Below are 16,784 nucleotides of genomic sequence, written 5' to 3'. Positions count from 1 at the left end.
GGCGATCCCGTGCGCCAGCGCCAGGCGCGCCGCCGCCAGGGTGCCGCCCGTCGCCGCCCGGGCCCGCGTGGCGACCGAGTCGGTGTTGGGCATGCCGATCCGGCGCACGACGTCGGCCGGCAGTCTCAGTTCGATCACCCCGAGCACATAGGCCGCGTCATGCACCAGCAGCAGGCTGTCCAGGTCGATCGGCTCGGGCAGGACGAAACCGGCCGGTCCCGCCACGCCCTCGGCCTCCAGCACGGTGGCCAGGCGCGAGAACTTGTCCATCGGAAAGCGGTGGCCGGCCGGCATCTCGGCGCGGAACGCGGGGTGGTGGACGATGGGCGGAAAAGGCGTGGCCATGACGCAACGATGGTGAGCGCGCTCGTCTGACGCAAGGTCACGACTTGCCCCGCGAAGCTTGCGCGCCTAACCAACCGCCATGCGCACGCCCGAGAACCTCGCCGAAATCCTCGCCCTCGAAGCCATCGAGGTGAACCTGTTCCGGGGCGTCAGCCCCAATGACGGCTTTCCCCGGATCTTCGGCGGGCTGGTGATCGCCCAGGCTCTGACGGCGGCCTACCGCACGGTGCCCGACCGCATCTGCCATTCGCTGCACGCCTATTTCATCCGCCCCGGCGACGTGAACGCCCCGGTGCTCTACGAGGTCGAGCGGGCCCGCGACGGCGGCACCTTCACGACCCGCCGAGTCGCCGCGATCCAGCACGGCGAACAGATCTTCAACCTGGCCTGCTCGTTCCAGACTCCCGAGGAGGGGTTGGAGCACCAGAGCCAGATGCCCGACGCGCCGGATCCCGAAAGCCTGCCGACCGAGGGCGACTATCTGCGCTCGCTGGGCGAGGAGCTGCATCCGCGCTTCATCAAGTTGGCCGATTTCCCGCGGCCGGTGGATCTGCGCTGGGTCGACCCCCAGCACCCGACCAAGCCGACGCCGAAGTCGTCGACCAAGCAGGTCTGGATGCGGGCCAAGGCGCCGATCGGCGACGACGTGCGCCTGCAGCAGTGCGCCCTGGCCTACGCCTCGGACATGGCCTTCATGGAAAGCGCCCTGCGCCCGCACGGCCTGATCTGGACCACGCCGGGCCTGCAGGCCGCCAGCCTTGACCACGCCATGTGGTTCCACCATCCGTTCGACTTCAACGACTGGATCCTGTTCTCGCAGGACAGCCCGTCGGCCTCGCAGGGGCGCGGCCTGGTGCGCGGCCAGATGTTCACCCGCGACGGCAAGCTGGTGGCCTCGGTCGCCCAGGAATGCCTGATGCGGGTGCGGAAATAGGCTAGGCGGCTCCGAGCCGCTCCAGCACGCCGATGAAGCGGTCGAGATCGCCGCCGGTCATGGCGCGCTCGGCCTCGATGACCAGCTGAAGCTTTCGAGCCAGCAGCCGCAATTCGATCTCGCCGGCCTCGGCTTGGGTCTTGGCGGCGGTCGCCTTGCTGGCCTCGGCCTCCGCGAGAAGCTTCGTGGCGCGCGCCGCCAGCGCCTCGTTTTCCAGGCCGGTTCGTGACAAGCGATCCTTCAGGTGCTCGATTGATCTGTTCAGGAGATCCTGAGCCTCGTCGCGCACGGTGGTGCGACTGTGCTGATCGACCACGGAGTCGAGAATCGCGGCGATTGCGTCGGTCAGTTTTGAGATCAGCCCACCCTTGGGCGCTCGCGACGTGAGTTCGTTGCTCGTCTGGGCGGGTGGCCGGTGGCGCGCGGCGATAAAGGTCTCGATCACGAGTTTCATCGCGGCGATTGCAGGGTCCGACTTCAGGACCGTAGCGGCCATGACCACGCCGTGTTCGGTGAAGACCCAAGGCGTCTTACGCCGACCGCCCCAACTTGATGTCGCATTTTGCGATATCAAGTTCGCGGCTTCCTCTTGGGTCAATTGGAACGCGTATCCTTCGAAGCGATCAGCGTTGCGGCGCACCTGTTCGTTGAGCCGTCGAGTTTCGACGCGGAACAGGGCGGCAATGGCCTCGTCGAGCACGACGTTCTCTCCCCGAACCTTGTGAATTCGAGCGGAGACAGACTGGATTGAAGCGATTGGCGACATGCAAGGCGACCAAGCTATTTTGAGAACAAAATAGCAACCCCTGCGAGGGCGATGTCAATCCTCAGTCGTAGTGACGCTCGGCGTCTTCCTCGTCCCCGGTTCCTTCGAGGTCCGGGCCTTCCGGCTCGCCGACCAGCGTCGGCGGATCGGCCAGGACAACGCCTTCGGCGATCTTCACCTCGGGCACGGCGGCGCGGGTGAAGGGCAGGTACCAGGTCTGGCCGCCGAGGGCGGGGGTGATCTCGAGCAGATCGTCGGCGCCGAAGTTCTGGACGCTCTTGATCTTGCCGATCAGGGCGTCGGTCGCCACGTGGCGCACGGTCAGGCCGATCAGGTCGGCCAGATAGAACTCGTCCTCGTCCGGCTCGGGCAGAGCCTCACGCGGGACGTAGAGGCGCAGGCCGCGCAGGGCGTCGGCGGCTTCCTTGGTCTCGATCCCGACGCAGCGGGCGACAACGCCCTCCTTGGCCACGCGGGCGGTGGTCAGGGTCAGGGCGGGCGAGCCGTCCTGGCGCGTCAGCACCTTGAACCGGGTCAGGGTCAGCGGGTCTTCGGTGAAGGTGGCGATGCGCACCTCGCCGCGCACGCCGAAGGCCCCGGCGACACGGCCGACGAGAATCAGGTTCTGCGGGGACGATGGGGTCATGAGCGGATCGCGCAAAAGAAAACGCCGCCGCCAGGTCGACACCCGGCGGCGGCGCTTCCGAGGGCCTTAGCCTTCGGTGGTTTCTTCCGACGCCGGGGCTTCTTCAGCGGCGGCTTCAGCAGCCGGAGCTTCTTCAGCAGCCGGGGCTTTCTCGGCAACGGCTTCAACGGCCGGCGCTTCTTCGGCCACGACTTCCGGCTCCGGAGCCGGAGCGGCGGCGGCTTCGGCGGCGGCGGCGGCCGCGGCTTCAGCGGCGGCCTTGGCGTCTTCCTTGGCCTTGGCTTCGGCGGCGACGCGGTCTTCGTCGCGCTGAGCGCGTTCGGCGATGCGTTCCTGGGCCTTCTTGCCCGGGGCGCCCTTTTGCGGGTTGTTGCCGTGGGCCCAGGTGGTCAGGCCTTGGGCGGCCAGGAAGCGGGCGACGCGGTCGGTCGGCTGGGCGCCCTTCTTGAGCCACTCCTGGATGGACTCGACCTTCAGGGTCACGCGCGCGGCGTCGTCCTTCTTGAGCAGCGGGTTGTAGGTGCCGACCTTCTCGATGAAGCGGCCGTCGCGGGGCGAGTGGCTGTCGGCGACGACGATCGAGTAGTAGGGACGCTTCTTGGCGCCGCCACGGGCGAGACGGATCTTCAGCATTTTCGTAGTCCTTGGTCTAAAGTTCTATTTCTTGAACGGGTTGAAGCCGGGCAGGCCCAGGCCGGAGAGAGGATTGGGCTTGGCGTCGCCGCCGCCCCCGAGACCCGGCATACCGGGCAGCCCCGGAAGGCCTTGGCCTCCCGCTGCATTGGGATCGGGCTGGGGGACCTTGCCCCCGCCCATGGATTTCAGTCGGGACATGTCGCCGCCGCCCATCATGGCGGCCATGCGGGCCATGCCCTTGCCGCCGTCCTTGCTCATGGCCTTGAACATGTCGGCCATCTGACGGTGCTGCTTGAGCAGGCGGTTGACCTCGGCGACGTCGACGCCGGCCCCGGCCGCGATGCGGCGCTTGCGCGAGGCGGCCAGGACGTCGGGCTTCTTGCGCTCCAGCTTGGTCATCGAGCCGATGATCGCCTGCTGGCGGCGGAAGATGCTGTCGTCGACGCCGCTCTCGGCGATCTGCTTCTTGACCTTCTGGACGCCAGGCAGCAGGCCCATGATGCCCTGCATGCCGCCCATCTTCTGCATCTGGTTCAGCTGGGCGGCCAGGTCGTTGAGGTCGAACTGGCCCTTGGCCAGCTTCTTGGCCATGCGCTCGGCTTCGGCCACGTCGAGGTCTTGCGCGGCCTTCTCGACCAAAGCAACGACGTCGCCTTGCCCCAGGATCCGGCCGGCCACGCGGCGGGCGTCGAACACGTCCAGGGCGTCGATCTTCTCGCCGGCGCCCAGGAACTTGATCGGCAGGCCGGTGACATGGCGCATCGACAGCGCCGCCCCGCCCCGGCCGTCGCCGTCGGCGCGGGTCAGGATCAGGCCGGTCAGCGGCAGACGTTCGTGGAAGGCCTTGGCGGTGCGGACGGCGTCCTGGCCGGTCAGGCTGTCGGCGACCAGGATCGTCTCGGTCGGGTTGGCGATGCGGGCGATTTCCGCCGCCTCGCTCATCATCGCCTCGTCCAGCGTTGTGCGGCCGGCGGTGTCGAGGATCAGGACGTCATAGCCGCCCAGCTTGGCGGCGGTCAGGGCGCGCTTGGCGATGTCGGCGGCGCTCTGGCCGGCGACGATCGGCAGGCTCTCGACCTCGACCTGCTTGGCCAGCATGGCCAGCTGTTCCATGGCGGCCGGACGGCGGGTGTCGAGCGAGGCGACCAGCACCTTCTTACGGTCGAACTTGCTGAGCCGCAGGGCCAGCTTGCCGGTGGTGGTGGTCTTGCCCGAGCCTTGCAGGCCGGCCATCAGGATCACCGACGGCGGGTTCAGGGCCAGGTTCAGGCCGGTGGGGACCTCGCCGCCCAGCATGTCGACCAGGCCGTCATAGACGATCTTGACCACCTGGTCGGCCGGCTTGACCGAGCGGATGACGGCTTCGCCCGAAGCGGCTTCCTTGGCCTTGCTGATGAAGTCCTTGACCACCGGCAGGGCGACGTCGGCTTCCAGCAGGGCGACGCGGACTTCGCGCAGCGCCTCGTCGATGTCCTTCTCGGACAGCACGCCGCGACCGCCGAGGCGGTCGAAGACCCCTGAAAGTCGCTCTGTAAGGCCGTCGAACATGCGGAACCCACGTCAAAACAAGTGACCAAACGCGATCAGCCCCCATGGACGATCACGTCGATGGGGGTCCTCGCCGTCCTCGTCCGGATGGATCCTGCGCTAACAGGCCGGGGTCGTGACGGTGGAGGCGCTGCTGATGAAGCGCCGGAAGGGCGCGCTTATGCACGGAAAGGCGAAAGGAGTCAAAACCCGTTCGGGGTCGATACGCGCGTCGCGAGCACCATCAATTGTATCCCTTATGGGTTGTGATAACTTCACGGCGCACGCATTGCGCGCAGCCGCCACGGCGGCCAACGATAAAAGGAGGAAGACATGTCCCATCTCTTCAAGATGACCAGCGCTTTGGCGCTCGCCGCGGCCGGTCTCGGATCGACGGCGATGATCGGGATCGCCACGCCGGCCGCCGCCGCCAGCGGCTTCCAGAACACCTGCTCGAACATCACCTTCGCCTACGTCTCCGGCAGCCAGGCGGCGGTGAACGCCATGTGCCTGAGGGCCGACGGCTCGGCCAACGGCACCTCCCTGATCCTGATCGGCATCGGCAACAACAATGGCGCCCTGGTGCAGAGCGGCGGCGCCAGCACCTTCCAGAAGAGCTGCGGCAACATCCAGATCACCGCAAACGCCCAGGGCGCCACCCTGTCGGCGCTGTGCCGCGACGGCGGCGGCAACAGCCGCGCCACCAGCATTCCGCTGAACAATATCGGCAACAACAATGGCAATCTGACTTACTGATCGCCGGCTACCGGACCAGAACGGCGGCCGGGGCGCTCCGCTTCCCCCATATTCGGAGCGCTCCGGCGACCTTGCGGCGTCAGCCGCGCGACGCCAGTCCGTATCAGAGCAGCCAGCCGCTGGTCGACATGCCGCCGCCCGAGACCAGCAAAGCGAAGTCCGAGTTGGCGTCGCCGTCCAGGTCGCCCCAGATCACCGACGCGCGCTCGAACAGCCCGGCCAATCCGAACACTCCGACGTCCACGCCGCCCAAGGCGCCGATCGCCGAGAAGATGTTGGAATAGCTGCTGATCATGATCTGGCCCGCCCCGCTGGCGGTGAGGTGCGAGACCAGGGAGAAGGCCTGGTCGCCATCGAGCGCGCCGTTGCCGTCCAAGGCGCTGAAGTCGAAGAGGTCGCCCCGGGCGTAGTCGCTGATGAAGTCGATCGACAGGTCGGTGTCATCGAACGAACCGCTGTCGTAGACGAAGACGTCATGGCCGCCGCCGCCGACCAGGATGTCGAAGCCCGACCCGCCGTTCAGGCGGTCGTTGCCCGACCCGCCCAGCAGGATGTCGTTTCCCCCCGCCCCGAACAGGCTGTCATTGCCCGCCTCGCCGCTCAGCAGGTTGAAGGCGTCGTTGCCGCCGATGACATTGGCCGAAGCATTGCCCGTGCCGATGGCGGCGTCGCCGGTCAGCCGCAGGTTCTCCAGGTTGGTGGAGAGGTTGTAGCTGATCGAACTCCAGACGGTGTCGGTCCCGCCGCCGGCCAGCTCGGTCACCGTGTCGCGCCAGTTGTCGACCACGTAGCGGTCGTCGCCGGACCCGCCGGTCATCTTGTCGACGCCCATCCCGCCGTCCAGCACGTCGTTGCCGAGGCCGCCGATCAGGGTGTCGGCGCCGTCCCGGCCCTCCAGCGTGTCGTTGCCGGCGTTGCCGGTCAGGGTGTTGGCCGCGCTGTTGCCGATCAGCCGGTCCGAGCCGCTGCCGCCCACGCCGTTCTCGATCGTCACGCCATAGGCGATGCCGACATTGTCGGTCAGGCGGCCGACCACGGGATTGGCCGCCAGCGCGGCCATGTTCGAATTGTAGGTCGCCTGGGCCACCGGGGCGTAGCCGGCCGCCGCTCGGTTGGCGTTGACCTGCTCGAACGACGGGGCGGTGTCGTAGGTCACCCCGCCGATGCTGCTGAGCGAGCCGGGAGTCAGGTCGATGATCTGGTCGGTCGCGTAGCCCGAGGCGTCCAGGGTGTCGATCCCGCCGGCGTCCCAGATGGCCATGATCGGGGCGGGGGTCTTGACGAAGTCGTAGGAGTCGCGCCCGGCGTTGCTGTTGAAGCCGTAGGTCGTGGCGCCGGTGCGAGTGGTCATGTCGGCGCCGTAGATCGCCTGGATCGCGGCGATGTCGTGCACCAGGGGCGTGGCGGCGTAGACCGTGGTCGAGATGTTGAAATCGAAGTGCCGCGCCCCGGTCTCCGAAGCGGCGAAGTAGGACATGATGCTGTAGGCGCGGCTGTCCTGATAATATTCGGCGTTGGCCGCGTAGGTGATGCTGACGCCCGGCGCGGCGTTGTAGTCGCCGGGGTGCTCCAGCCCCAGGGCGTGGCCGCTCTCGTGGGTCAGGGCGTGGATGCCGTACAGGCCCTCGTCCAGCTGGAAGTTGCTGGGCTGATTGGCGCTGACCCAGATGTCGCCGGCGATCAGGTCGGCGTTGTCGGGCGTGTAGTCGTACGGCAGGTAGGCATAGGCCTGGGTGCCGGGGCGGTTGGTGTAGTTGGCGAAGGTGATGTCGGCCACCTCCGGGGCGCTCTCCACCAGGCTCGGCGCGATCAGGTCGTCCCAGGCGGCCATGGCCTCGCGGGCGGCGGCCTTCTGGGCTTCGGTGAACGGCGCGAAACCGAAATATTCGGTGCGGCCGTACAGCACGCCGTCCTCTTCAAAGACGTAGGGCTCGGCGAACATGCTCTCGGCGGTGTGGAAGCCGAAGTTGAGCACCGAGACGTCGCCGTCGCGCGGCACGGCGTGGTCGACGACGCCCGGCGTCCAGCCGGCCCCGCCGCGATTGAGCTGCTCGATCACTTGCTCGATCGTGAACACCGGTTTGCCGCGAATCTCGCCGCCCTGGCCGTCGACCGAGGCGTCGACCGGCTGGACCGAGACGTCCAGGGACGCGATCGCGTCGGTCGGCCCATTGAACACCGGGAAGCCGGTTTCGCGGTGGAAGTCCTGGTCCAGGTTTTCGTCGTGAAGGCGCATCGGTCCGTTCCGTTTCTGGCGTTGAAAATCATTCCAAGTGAAGTCAGGGGGTTGGCCGTGATCGCCACGGCAGGGTCTGGGCGAGCGCGGCGTTCAGGGCCGCGTCGAACCGGGGGCCGGCGGCGCCGGTCGGCAAGGCGGTCGCACGCGGCGCGGCGCCGAACAATTCGGACGGGGCGGCGGTGGCGCGGAAGGCGCGCAGGCTGAAGACCAGCAGAGGGACGGCCTCGCCGTCGCCGGGCTGGACGTTGGCGTGGAACAGCAGCACGGCGGTGTCGGCGGCGATCAGGCCCGGATCGCCCGGCGCCAGCAGGACGACCGGGATCGGCGCCTTGTCGGCGGCCATGACCCTGACCCGCTCGCAGAGCGTGGCCTGGAGCCGGCGACGGTCAGGCAGGCGGTCAGGATCGACCAGGCATTGGACGCCCAGGCGCTCGGCGCCGTCCCAGAGGAGGGCGGGAGTCGAGGCCGTCGCCGATCCGCCGCAAATCATGGCCCCGCAAATCATGGCCCAGATCGCGGGAGGGGCGTAGGCCCATGCCATCAATTGTCGGATTAGCGACATGGATTTCCCGCAGTCGGCCGGTATGGGGCGCGTTCGACCCAATCACCTTTGCGAGGAAATCACTGTTATGCAAGTGTAACGTGTAAAGTGAAGCTTACAAAACCTATGTGTGTCTAGATGTCGACATAGCGCGGCTTCAACTGACCGGCGAGGTGATGGTCGCGCCCGACGCCTTGAGGCGATCGAGCACGCCATTGGTCGGCAGGAGGAAGGCCAGGTCGACGACGGCGATGGTCACGCCGGGACGGTTCAAGGCCGCGTTGAGCGCGTCCGCCGATTGGCCGATCTGCTGGGCCAGCAGGCGCGGGCCGCCGGGCGTGCGCATCACGCAGCGTTGGACCGCCGAGGTCGAATAGCGGGCCCGGACGCTGGCCAGGTCGCCGTGGGCCCAGTCGGTCCCGATGTCGGTGGCGTGGGCGGCGTCATATTCGAGCTCGGTCAGGGCGTCGTTCAGGCAGGCGAGGTTGGCGTCGTCAGAGAGTTTGCCGGCGCTGGAGAGGATGGGGCCCAGGCGGTACTGGCTCATCGCCTTGACCTTGACGCCCTTGGCCTTGGCCATGCGCTCGATGGTGCTGACCGGCTTGGCCTCGGACAGGCCCGCCGCCTGGCGGAAGTCCGACAGCAGGATGAAACCCGCCACGGCCGGCTTCCAGTTCTTATAGGGGCCGGCCGAGCGTTTGGCCTGCTGGCGGGCGCTGACGAACCGGGCCAGCAGCTCGGGCGGCAGGCGGCTTTCCAAAGTCTTGCCCATCGGCTGGCGCACGCCGCCGCCGGTCAGGAGGAACTTGGCGATCTGCAGGGGGCCGACCGAGGCTTCGGGCGGCACGAGGACCAGGCTGGCCTCGCCCAGGGCGCGGTTCAGGCGCGGGCTGTCCCACTTCAGCTGATGGGGCAGGGGCGGCGCCGATCCGACCACATAGAGCTTGGCGCCGCCCTTCTCGACCAGCCACAGGGCCGGGCCCGGCGGTCGGGCGACCACCTCCAGCTCTTCGACCACGGCGCTGCCGGGCGCCTGCGGGACCAGCTCGACGGCCTGGATCGGGGCCTGGGAAGGCGGCGGTGTCTGGGCCCACGCCGCGCCGGCCGTCAGCGTCAAGACCGTTCCGCCGATCAGCGCCGGAATGCATCGAACCATGGGTGTCCTCGTCTGATGGCCTGTTGCGGCAGATAGTCGCCCTAACGCAATGGCGAAAGCGCGGCGGGCGGCAGCTCGCGCAGGGTCTGGGCCAGCAGCCTCCCCTCCGCGCCCCGGCTGGACCCCGCCCGCCAGGCCACGACGATTTCGCGGCTGGAATGGTCGGACTTCAGCGGCCGGATGGTGACCGGCGTGTTCTGGGTCAGGCCCGCGGCCACCGCCATCGACGGCAGGAACGACACGCCCAGGCCCGAGCCGATCATCTGCACCAGGGTGGGCAGGGAGGTGGCCGCGAAACTCTCGTCGTCGCCGACGCCTTTCGGCGGCTCCAGCCCGCAGGCGGCCAGGGCGTGGTCGCGCAGGCAGTGGCCGTCTTCCAGCAGGATCATGTCGTCGCCGCGCAGGCTTTCGGGATCGACCCGGTCGAAGGCCGCCATGCGGTGATTGGCCGGGGCGGCGGCCAGCAACTCATCGTCCTCGACATGGGCCCAGTCCAGGCCGGTCATGTCGTAGGGCAGGGCGATCAGGGCCGCATCCAGGGCGCCGGACTTCAGGGCGGCGATCAGCCGGTGGGTCAGGTCCTCGCGCAGGTACAGCTTCAGCTTGGGGAACTGGTCGCGCAGGGCCGGCAGGGCGCGCGGCAGCAGATAGGGGGCGACGGTGGGGATCACGCCCAGGCGGAACCGGCCGGCCAGGGGCTGGCCCGCGCCGCGCGCCGCCTGCACCAGATCCTCGGCCTGGGCCAGGATCGCCTCGGCCCGACGCACCGCCTCCTGGCCGGCGGCGGTCAGGATCACGCCCGAGCGCGCGCGATCGACGACCGGCGCGCCCAGGATCTTCTCCAGTTCCTGAATCCCGGCCGACAGGGTCGGCTGGGTGACATGGCAGGCCTCGGCCGCGCGGCTGAACGAGCCGTGCTCGGACAGGAGCTTCAGATATTGCAGTTGGCGCAGGGTCGGGAGCATTGCTGATAAATAGGGAAGATCTATCGGAAATCAAAAGACAATCGACTATCTCTTTGCTGCGTCCGCGAGAGCCAGCGGGATGGTGTATAGAACCATCCTATCGGCGAGAATGAAACAATCGATTGGCCCTATCGCTCTCCCTTGCGTACAAGGCCTTTGCAATTCCTGCAGGAGAACTTCATGTCCTTGATCAACACCCAGATCAAACCCTTCACCGCCCAGGCCTACAAGGGCGGCAAGTTCGTCGAGGTCAGCGACGCCGACCTGAAGGGCAAGTGGTCCGTCGTGTTCTTCTACCCGGCCGACTTCACCTTCGTCTGCCCGACGGAGCTGGAAGACCTGGCCGACAACTACGCCACGTTCCAGCGCCTGGGCGTCGAGATCTATTCGGTGTCGACCGACACCCACTTCTCGCACAAGGCCTGGCACGACAGCTCCCCGGCCATCGGCAAGATCCAGTACGCCATGGTCGGCGACCCGTCGGGCGTGATCACCAACAACTTCGGCGTCATGCGCGAAGGCGTGGGCCTGGCCGACCGCGGCACCTTCCTGATCGATCCGGAAGGCGTGATCCAGTTCGTGGAAGTCACCGCCGAAGGCATCGGCCGCAACGCCATCGAACTGCTGCGCAAGATCAAGGCCGCCCAGTACGTCGCGTCGCACCCAGGCGAAGTCTGCCCGGCCAAGTGGGAAGAGGGTGAAAAGACTCTCGCCCCCTCGCTCGACCTGGTCGGCAAGATCTAAGCCGTTCCAAGACTCGCCGCGGCCCCCGGGTCGCGGCGGGGCTCGCCGCCGGTTCCGTCAGCACGGAATCGGCGGTGAAGTCCGCCCTTTCCAGACACGCCAAATCCCCACGAAATTCCGGCGTCGCGTCTCCCCGCGCGCCCACAGTCGGAGCCCCGCCATGTTGGACGATGGTCTGAAGACCCAGTTGAAAGCCTATCTGCAGAACCTGCGCCAACCGATCGAGCTGGTCGCCTCGCTGGGCGAGGGCCAGGGCTCCAAGGACATGCTGGCGCTGCTGGAGTCCGTGGCCGAGACCTCCGACAAGGTCAGCCTGAACCTGGCCGGCGACGACGCCCGCAAGCCGTCCTTCGCGATCGCCCGCGCCGACGGCGGCGCGGATGTGCGCTTCGCCGGCCTGCCGCTGGGCCACGAGTTCACCTCGCTGGTGCTGGCCCTGCTGCACGTCGGCGGCCATCCGCCCAAGTTCGACGCCGAGGTCCTGGACCAGGTCCGCGCCCTGGAGGGCGAGTTCCGCTTCGAGACCTATTTCTCGCAGAGCTGCCAGAACTGCCCGGACGTGGTCCAGGCGCTCAACACCATGGCGGCCCTGAACCCCAACATCACCCACGTCGCCATCGACGGCGCGCTGTTCCAGGCCGAGGTCGAGGAACGCCAGGTCATGGCCGTGCCGACCATCCTGCTGAACGGACAACCGTTCGGCCAGGGCCGCATGAGCCTGGAGCAGATCCTGGCCAAGCTGGACACCGGCGTCGCGGCGCGTGAAGCCGAGAAGATCAAGGTCAAGGACGCCTTCGACGTTCTTGTCGTCGGTGGGGGCCCCGCTGGGGCCGCCGCGGCGATCTACGCCGCCCGCAAGGGCATCCGCACCGGCGTGGCGGCCGAGCGCTTCGGCGGCCAGGTGCTGGACACCATGGCCATCGAGAATTTCATCTCGGTGCCGCACACCGAAGGCCCCAAGCTGGCCTCGGCCCTGGAGCAGCACGTCAAGGACTACGACGTCGACATCATGAACCTGCAAAAGGCGGTGGGCCTGGTCCCTGCCCAGACGCCCGGCGGCCTGATCGAGATCAAGCTGGAGAACGGCGCCAGCCTGACCTCGCGCAGCGTGATCCTGGCCACCGGCGCTCGCTGGCGGAACATCAACGTGCCCGGCGAGGCCGAGTACAAGAACAAGGGCGTGGCCTATTGCCCCCACTGCGACGGTCCGCTGTTCAAGGGCAAGCGCGTGGCGGTGATCGGCGGCGGCAACAGCGGCGTCGAGGCGGCGATCGACCTGGCGGGCCTGGTCGCTCACGTGACCCTGATCGAGTTCGACAGCCAGTTGCGCGCCGACGCCGTCCTGCAACGCAAGCTGGCCAGCCTCCCCAACGTGCGGATCGTCACCTCGGCCATGACCACCGAGGTTCTGGGCGACGGGACCAAGGTGACCGGCCTGACCTACAAGGACCGCAACCACGACAAGGTCCACCAGGTCGACCTGGAAGGCGTGTTCGTGCAGATCGGCCTGGTGCCCAACACCGAATGGCTGAAGGACAGCGGCGTGGCGCTGACCGCGCGCGGCGAGATCGAGGTCGATCATCGCGGCGAGACCTCGCTGCCCGGCGTGTTCGCCGCCGGCGACGCCACGACCACGCCCTACAAGCAGATCATCATCGCCATGGGCGAGGGCTCCAAGGCGGCTCTGTCGGCCTTCGACTACATGATCCGCCTGGAGCCGGCTGTCCCCGCAGAGCAAGAGGCCGCCTGACGCGGGGTCCGATCGGGGCGGAAAACGCCCCGATCGGTCGACACGAGGCCGCCGCGACCGCCTTTTCGGGGCGTGGCGGCGGCTTTCGGGCGACTTTATTGCCTTTGGTGATGCGTCAATGCGCCTCTCGCCGAACGCGCGATCTTGACCTCGACAGCAATCTCGGCTCCGGGCTATCCTGTTAACGAATGGGCAAATGATTCCCCGGGGTCGGCGCGGCCGAATCGGCGCGATGGGCGTCGTCCCCGAGAATCGTAAAGGGTGGGCAAGATGAGGCTGCTGTCGAAGGGCGATCGCAACACCAAGGGCGGCGTCAAGCCCGTGATGCTGGCCGCGGAGAACGAGCGTCCTGAAATGGACGGTCTGGTCGAGGCTACCCAGGCCATCGGCGTCCGCTATGAAACCATCCATGGCGGGCTGGACAGCATCAGCCGCGTGGTCGAGCACCTGCGGGCCATCGAACCGCTGCTCTCCGAAATCCGGGCCCCGGTGGCCGAGGAGTTCGAGGCGCGTCGCGCCGAGCACGCCGAGCTGATCACCCTGCGGGCCGCCTACGAACAGGCTTCGCGCCAGCTGGCCGCCGCCCAGGCCGAAGAGCGCGAACTGTCGGCCCAACTGGCGGCCACCGACGCCGCCCTGACCGAATCCGACGCCCGCCGTCAGTCGCTGGACGTCGCCCTCGAGGACGGCGCGCTGGAGATCGACCGCCTGCGCAACGGCCTTCTGCAGTCCGAACTCAAGGTCGGCGGCCTGGAAGCCGCCCTGCGCGACGCCACTGGCCGCGCCGAGCACCTGACCCAGGACGTCGAGACCCTGCGGATCCAGACCCAGGACATCGACGCGCGTCGCGGTGAAGCCGAGGCCTCCCTGGCCGGCGCCAGGCAGCTGTCGGCCCTGCAGCTCGAGGAGCTGGGCACCCTGAAGAAGCGTCTGGAGCAGGCCGGCGCCGATGTCGCCCGCCTGTCGCGCATCGAGACCGAACTGGAAGCCCAGATCGCTGCCGAGCGCGCCCGTCTGCTGGCCGCCGACAACGCCCTGGCCACCGTCCAGGCCGACAACGCCCGCACGATCCGCGGCCTGGAAGCCCAGGTCGAGTCCGGTCGCGCCGAGGTGCTGGCTCTGCAGACCCGTCTGGAGACCGCCACCGGCCGCGCCGACAAGCTCGAGGAAATGAACGGCCACATCTCGGCCCGCCTCGCCGAGTCCAGCGCCCAACAGCAGGCCGTCGAGCGCCGGGCCGGCGACCTCAATGTCGCTCTGGAGCGCGCCCTGGAACGGGTCCGCAACCTCGAGGACGAGGTCGAGGATCTTCGCGGCCGTCACGCCGGCGTCGACACCGCCCGCGCCGCGGCGATCGAACGCGCCGACCAGCTGGCCAAGACCGTGGGCGCCCACGAAAAGGCGCTCAAGCGCGCCGAGGAACGCGCCGCCCAGCTGCGCACGCGCTTCGAGGCGCTTCAGACCGCCGAAGACGAGGTCCGCCGCGCTCACGACGAAAAGATCGCCGAGATGCAGGCCGAGATCGAACGCCTCCGTTCGGAAGGCGCCCTGGCCGAAGGCGCTCTGGAATCGGCTCGCCGCGACCGCTCGCGCCTGCAGATGGCGCTTCTGGGCGCCACGGGCGAAGACATCCAAGCCGCCGGCTGAAACCCCGCGTCCCCGACTCCGCCCTAGCGCGGAGCCGGGGATGTCGGAGCGGTCCTCACCGCCGACATCCGATCGAATGCCTTGGGCGGCTGGCGGGCCGGCGCGCCCTTCCTTGCTCGCCCCGGCCTAGCCCGGCGCCCTGGCCGACGCCCCCCTCGCAGACAAGCCGCACGAAGAAACTTCGTGCCGGCGCGCGGCCTTTCCAAACCAACTCTATCTACCATAACGTTTATATATTGACGGCTCTCCCCTTGGGTGATCAGCCTTGGGCGAAGCTCGGGCAATGACGCACGGCGCAGCCTTGCGCGGACCCGGCCCAAAAGGTGGAGGGCGTGATGAAAAGCTCGCAAACGGGACGGAAGATCGGCTGGCGGACCTTGGCCGCCGCCCTGGTGTGTCTGGCGGGCGGCGGCGGGCTGTTCGCGGTCCAGGCGCTCAACGCCGCGGCGCCGGCCAAGCCGGCCTATCTGGCCGCCTTCCCCAATTTCGCGCCCAAGTTGACGCCCCAGATGCCGGGCGACGTCGACATCGCGCTGAAGACCCAGCTGGAGAAGGCCCAGAAGTTCTCCGAGGTCCAGCGCGAGTTCGACCTCTATTCCTGGCAGATGTTCCTGGCCCTGAATTGGCCCACCAACAGCAGGGGCCAGGCGGCGCCGAAACTGACCGACACCAAGTTCGGCGCGCCGCACTGGACGCTGTGGCACAATTCCAGTTCGATCTTCCAGACCGACGGCGAGCGGCCCGCCGCCTGCGGCCAGTCGGCTCAGGCGCGGACCCTGGTCCTGCGCCGCGGTGATCTGGGCAAGCCGGTCAGCAAGGGGCTGGCGCCGTTCTCGGCTCAGGCCACGGCCAACGCCGACCCCCGCGCGACCCGGTTCCTGGGCGTGCTGTCGGCGGTGGGCGAGCTGAACGCGGCCAATCTCGGCGACCTCAGCGAGATCAGCCAGGCCTTCTCGGGCCCGATGATCGATCAGAACGGCGAGTTCGTTTATTACGAGATCATGATCGACCCCAACGAGGTCGGCTATCTCTGCCAAAACAGCCTCTACAACATCAACGGCCAGGTCGCCTTCTCCAAGGCCGGCTCCAAGGTGGCCATGCCCATCGGCACGCCCGACAAGGACTGGAGCGGCGCGTTCGAGTTGAAGTTCGCCTGGCGGATCCTGAAGCCCGGCAAGGACGACTTCAGCCGCTTCCACACCAGTCCGGCGGTGGTCATCGACCAGGGGCCGGACGGCAAGCAGCTGGAGCGCAAGGTGACGGTCGGCCTGGTCGGCATGCACATCGGCCACAAGTCCAAGACCTCGCCGCAGTGGATCTGGTCCACCTTCGAACAGGTGGACAACCTGGACGTCGACGCGGTGGCCCACCCCAAGCTGAACCCGTCGTTCGTCGATCCCAACTGCCCGATCTGCGCGGTCGACCAAGTGCCGCAGGCGGTGAAGGGGGTCTATCCGCGCATCCCGACCCAGGCCTGGCGCGGCATTCCCATCCCCGGCGACAAGGTCGCCCTGAACCACCAGGCCCAGGCGGCCCTGAAGGCCCAGGGCTCGGTCTGGCAGTACTATCAGCTGATCGACACCCAGTGGCCGACCGATCCGACGGCGCCTCCCGCGCCGTGGAACGGCGGCCTGCCGGACGCCATCGTCAACAAGCCGGGCGGCGACCCCACCCCGGTGTTCCTGACCAACGTCACCATGGAAACCTATTTCCAGAAGGGCAATCAGGTGGCCTGCAACGGCGAGGAACTGCCCAACGGCCAGGCCTGCCCAACCTCTGGCGCCGCCCAGCCGCCGGTCTGGAACTCGGTGCTCAACAATCAGAGCAAGCCGGTGACGCCGGGGATCAACACCCTGACGTTCCAGACCGAAAGCTGCATGGGCTGCCATTCGTCGGCCGGGGTGTGGACCTCCTACGATCCCAAGACCGGCAACGGGAACCAGTCGGGCCAGCTGACCGCCGACTTCTCCTGGCTGCTCAGCCAGAAGGCCAGTTGGCAGAAGTAGCTATGTGAGGATCGTCATCCGGGCCTCGCGCCAGGATGACGGCTTGCGCTAGGGCTGACCGACATCGGCTTTGGAAGCGAAAACCTCGTCCTTCGACAAGCTCAGGATGAGGACCATTGTGCGGGC

Annotated in this window: 14 protein-coding genes and 1 pseudogene; 6 read left to right on the top strand and 9 right to left on the bottom strand. The window is 67.9% G+C overall.

The annotated features are described in order from the left end of the window. Positions 1-345, bottom strand: a pseudogene (locus WAL33_RS19420) (histone deacetylase); the annotation flags it as partial. A gap of 79 nt (positions 346-424) precedes the next feature. Here WAL33_RS19420 and tesB point away from each other — a divergent pair. Continuing rightward, positions 425-1,279: an acyl-CoA thioesterase II gene (gene tesB / locus WAL33_RS19415; protein WP_422183399.1), complete on the top strand. Its 855-nt coding sequence runs from the start codon at positions 425-427 to the stop codon at positions 1,277-1,279. Position 1,280: 1 nt separating this feature from the next. On the opposite strand, the gene WAL33_RS19410 is transcribed toward tesB, so the two are convergent. From WAL33_RS19410 to ffh, 4 genes are all read right to left on the bottom strand, one after another. Then, positions 1,281-2,045, bottom strand: a complete 765-nt coding sequence (locus WAL33_RS19410) for an ORF6N domain-containing protein (RefSeq protein ID WP_422183397.1) — start codon at positions 2,043-2,045, stop codon at positions 1,281-1,283. A 61-nt stretch (positions 2,046-2,106) separates the two neighbouring features. Beyond that, positions 2,107-2,691 carry a ribosome maturation factor RimM gene (gene rimM, locus WAL33_RS19405; protein WP_422183395.1) on the bottom strand — a complete coding sequence of 195 codons (585 nt, stop codon included), beginning with the start codon at positions 2,689-2,691 and terminating at the stop codon, positions 2,107-2,109. 66 nt (positions 2,692-2,757) lie between these two features. After that, positions 2,758-3,324, bottom strand: coding sequence for a 30S ribosomal protein S16 (gene rpsP / locus WAL33_RS19400; RefSeq protein WP_422183393.1), 567 nt, complete (start codon positions 3,322-3,324; stop codon positions 2,758-2,760). 24 nt (positions 3,325-3,348) lie between these two features. Further along, positions 3,349-4,875, bottom strand: coding sequence for a signal recognition particle protein (ffh, locus tag WAL33_RS19395; RefSeq protein WP_422183391.1), 1,527 nt, complete (start codon positions 4,873-4,875; stop codon positions 3,349-3,351). A 312-nt stretch (positions 4,876-5,187) separates the two neighbouring features. Between ffh and WAL33_RS19390 the strand changes: the two genes are divergently transcribed. After that, positions 5,188-5,610 (top strand): CVNH domain-containing protein, encoded by a 423-nt coding sequence (locus WAL33_RS19390; protein ID WP_422183389.1) that lies wholly within the window; start codon positions 5,188-5,190, stop codon positions 5,608-5,610. Positions 5,611-5,713: 103 nt separating this feature from the next. Here WAL33_RS19390 and WAL33_RS19385 read toward each other — a convergent pair whose 3' ends face one another. From WAL33_RS19385 to WAL33_RS19370, 4 genes are all read right to left on the bottom strand, one after another. Continuing rightward, positions 5,714-7,846, bottom strand: coding sequence for a M10 family metallopeptidase C-terminal domain-containing protein (locus tag WAL33_RS19385; protein ID WP_422183387.1), 2,133 nt, complete (start codon positions 7,844-7,846; stop codon positions 5,714-5,716). Between the two features lie 43 nt (positions 7,847-7,889). Next, complete coding sequence (locus WAL33_RS19380) at positions 7,890-8,339, bottom strand: hypothetical protein (RefSeq protein ID WP_422183385.1); 450 nt, start codon at positions 8,337-8,339, stop codon at positions 7,890-7,892. Positions 8,340-8,547: 208 nt separating this feature from the next. Next, entirely contained in the window at positions 8,548-9,546 is a 999-nt protein-coding gene (locus tag WAL33_RS19375) for a TraB/GumN family protein (RefSeq protein WP_422183384.1), read from the bottom strand. A 41-nt stretch (positions 9,547-9,587) separates the two neighbouring features. Beyond that, on the bottom strand, positions 9,588-10,511 hold the full coding sequence (locus tag WAL33_RS19370) for a hydrogen peroxide-inducible genes activator (RefSeq protein WP_422183382.1): 924 nt from the start codon (positions 10,509-10,511) through the stop codon (positions 9,588-9,590). Positions 10,512-10,691: 180 nt separating this feature from the next. On the opposite strand from WAL33_RS19370, the gene ahpC reads away from it, so the two are divergent. From ahpC to WAL33_RS19350, 4 genes are all read left to right on the top strand, one after another. Next, positions 10,692-11,255, top strand: coding sequence for an alkyl hydroperoxide reductase subunit C (gene ahpC, locus WAL33_RS19365; protein WP_422183380.1), 564 nt, complete (start codon positions 10,692-10,694; stop codon positions 11,253-11,255). 160 nt (positions 11,256-11,415) lie between these two features. Next, positions 11,416-13,005, top strand: coding sequence for an alkyl hydroperoxide reductase subunit F (ahpF, locus tag WAL33_RS19360; protein WP_422183378.1), 1,590 nt, complete (start codon positions 11,416-11,418; stop codon positions 13,003-13,005). A gap of 270 nt (positions 13,006-13,275) precedes the next feature. Further along, positions 13,276-14,652, top strand: coding sequence for an intermediate filament-like cell shape determinant CreS (locus WAL33_RS19355; RefSeq protein ID WP_422183376.1), 1,377 nt, complete (start codon positions 13,276-13,278; stop codon positions 14,650-14,652). A gap of 335 nt (positions 14,653-14,987) precedes the next feature. Beyond that, the gene (locus WAL33_RS19350; protein ID WP_422183374.1) at positions 14,988-16,658 is read left to right on the top strand and encodes a hypothetical protein; all 1,671 of its coding nucleotides are present in this window, start codon (positions 14,988-14,990) and stop codon (positions 16,656-16,658) included. The last annotated feature ends 126 nt before the right edge of the window (positions 16,659-16,784 follow it).

It is taken from the genome of Caulobacter sp., from assembly GCF_049283275.1.
In the GTDB taxonomy this organism is placed as follows: Bacteria; Pseudomonadota; Alphaproteobacteria; order Caulobacterales; family Caulobacteraceae; genus Caulobacter.
This window is presented reverse-complemented; position numbering and strand designations above follow the sequence as displayed.

Bases quoted from the DNA above. Each gene is read 5' to 3' on its own strand.
- WAL33_RS19410 (WP_422183397.1), bottom strand. From the start codon at position 2,045: ATGTCGCCAATCGCTTCAATCCAGTCTGTCTCCGCTCGAATTCACAAG.
- tesB (WP_422183399.1), top strand. From the start codon at position 425: ATGCGCACGCCCGAGAACCTCGCCGAAATCCTCGCCCTCGAAGCCATC.
- WAL33_RS19355 (WP_422183376.1), top strand. From the start codon at position 13,276: ATGAGGCTGCTGTCGAAGGGCGATCGCAACACCAAGGGCGGCGTCAAG.
- WAL33_RS19375 (WP_422183384.1), bottom strand. From the start codon at position 9,546: ATGGTTCGATGCATTCCGGCGCTGATCGGCGGAACGGTCTTGACGCTG.
- WAL33_RS19390 (WP_422183389.1), top strand. From the start codon at position 5,188: ATGTCCCATCTCTTCAAGATGACCAGCGCTTTGGCGCTCGCCGCGGCC.
- WAL33_RS19380 (WP_422183385.1), bottom strand. From the start codon at position 8,339: ATGATTTGCGGCGGATCGGCGACGGCCTCGACTCCCGCCCTCCTCTGG.
- ahpF (WP_422183378.1), top strand. From the start codon at position 11,416: ATGTTGGACGATGGTCTGAAGACCCAGTTGAAAGCCTATCTGCAGAAC.
- rimM (WP_422183395.1), bottom strand. From the start codon at position 2,691: ATGACCCCATCGTCCCCGCAGAACCTGATTCTCGTCGGCCGTGTCGCC.
- WAL33_RS19370 (WP_422183382.1), bottom strand. From the start codon at position 10,511: ATGCTCCCGACCCTGCGCCAACTGCAATATCTGAAGCTCCTGTCCGAG.
- WAL33_RS19350 (WP_422183374.1), top strand. From the start codon at position 14,988: ATGAAAAGCTCGCAAACGGGACGGAAGATCGGCTGGCGGACCTTGGCC.
- ffh (WP_422183391.1), bottom strand. From the start codon at position 4,875: ATGTTCGACGGCCTTACAGAGCGACTTTCAGGGGTCTTCGACCGCCTC.
- rpsP (WP_422183393.1), bottom strand. From the start codon at position 3,324: ATGCTGAAGATCCGTCTCGCCCGTGGCGGCGCCAAGAAGCGTCCCTAC.
- ahpC (WP_422183380.1), top strand. From the start codon at position 10,692: ATGTCCTTGATCAACACCCAGATCAAACCCTTCACCGCCCAGGCCTAC.
- WAL33_RS19385 (WP_422183387.1), bottom strand. From the start codon at position 7,846: ATGCGCCTTCACGACGAAAACCTGGACCAGGACTTCCACCGCGAAACC.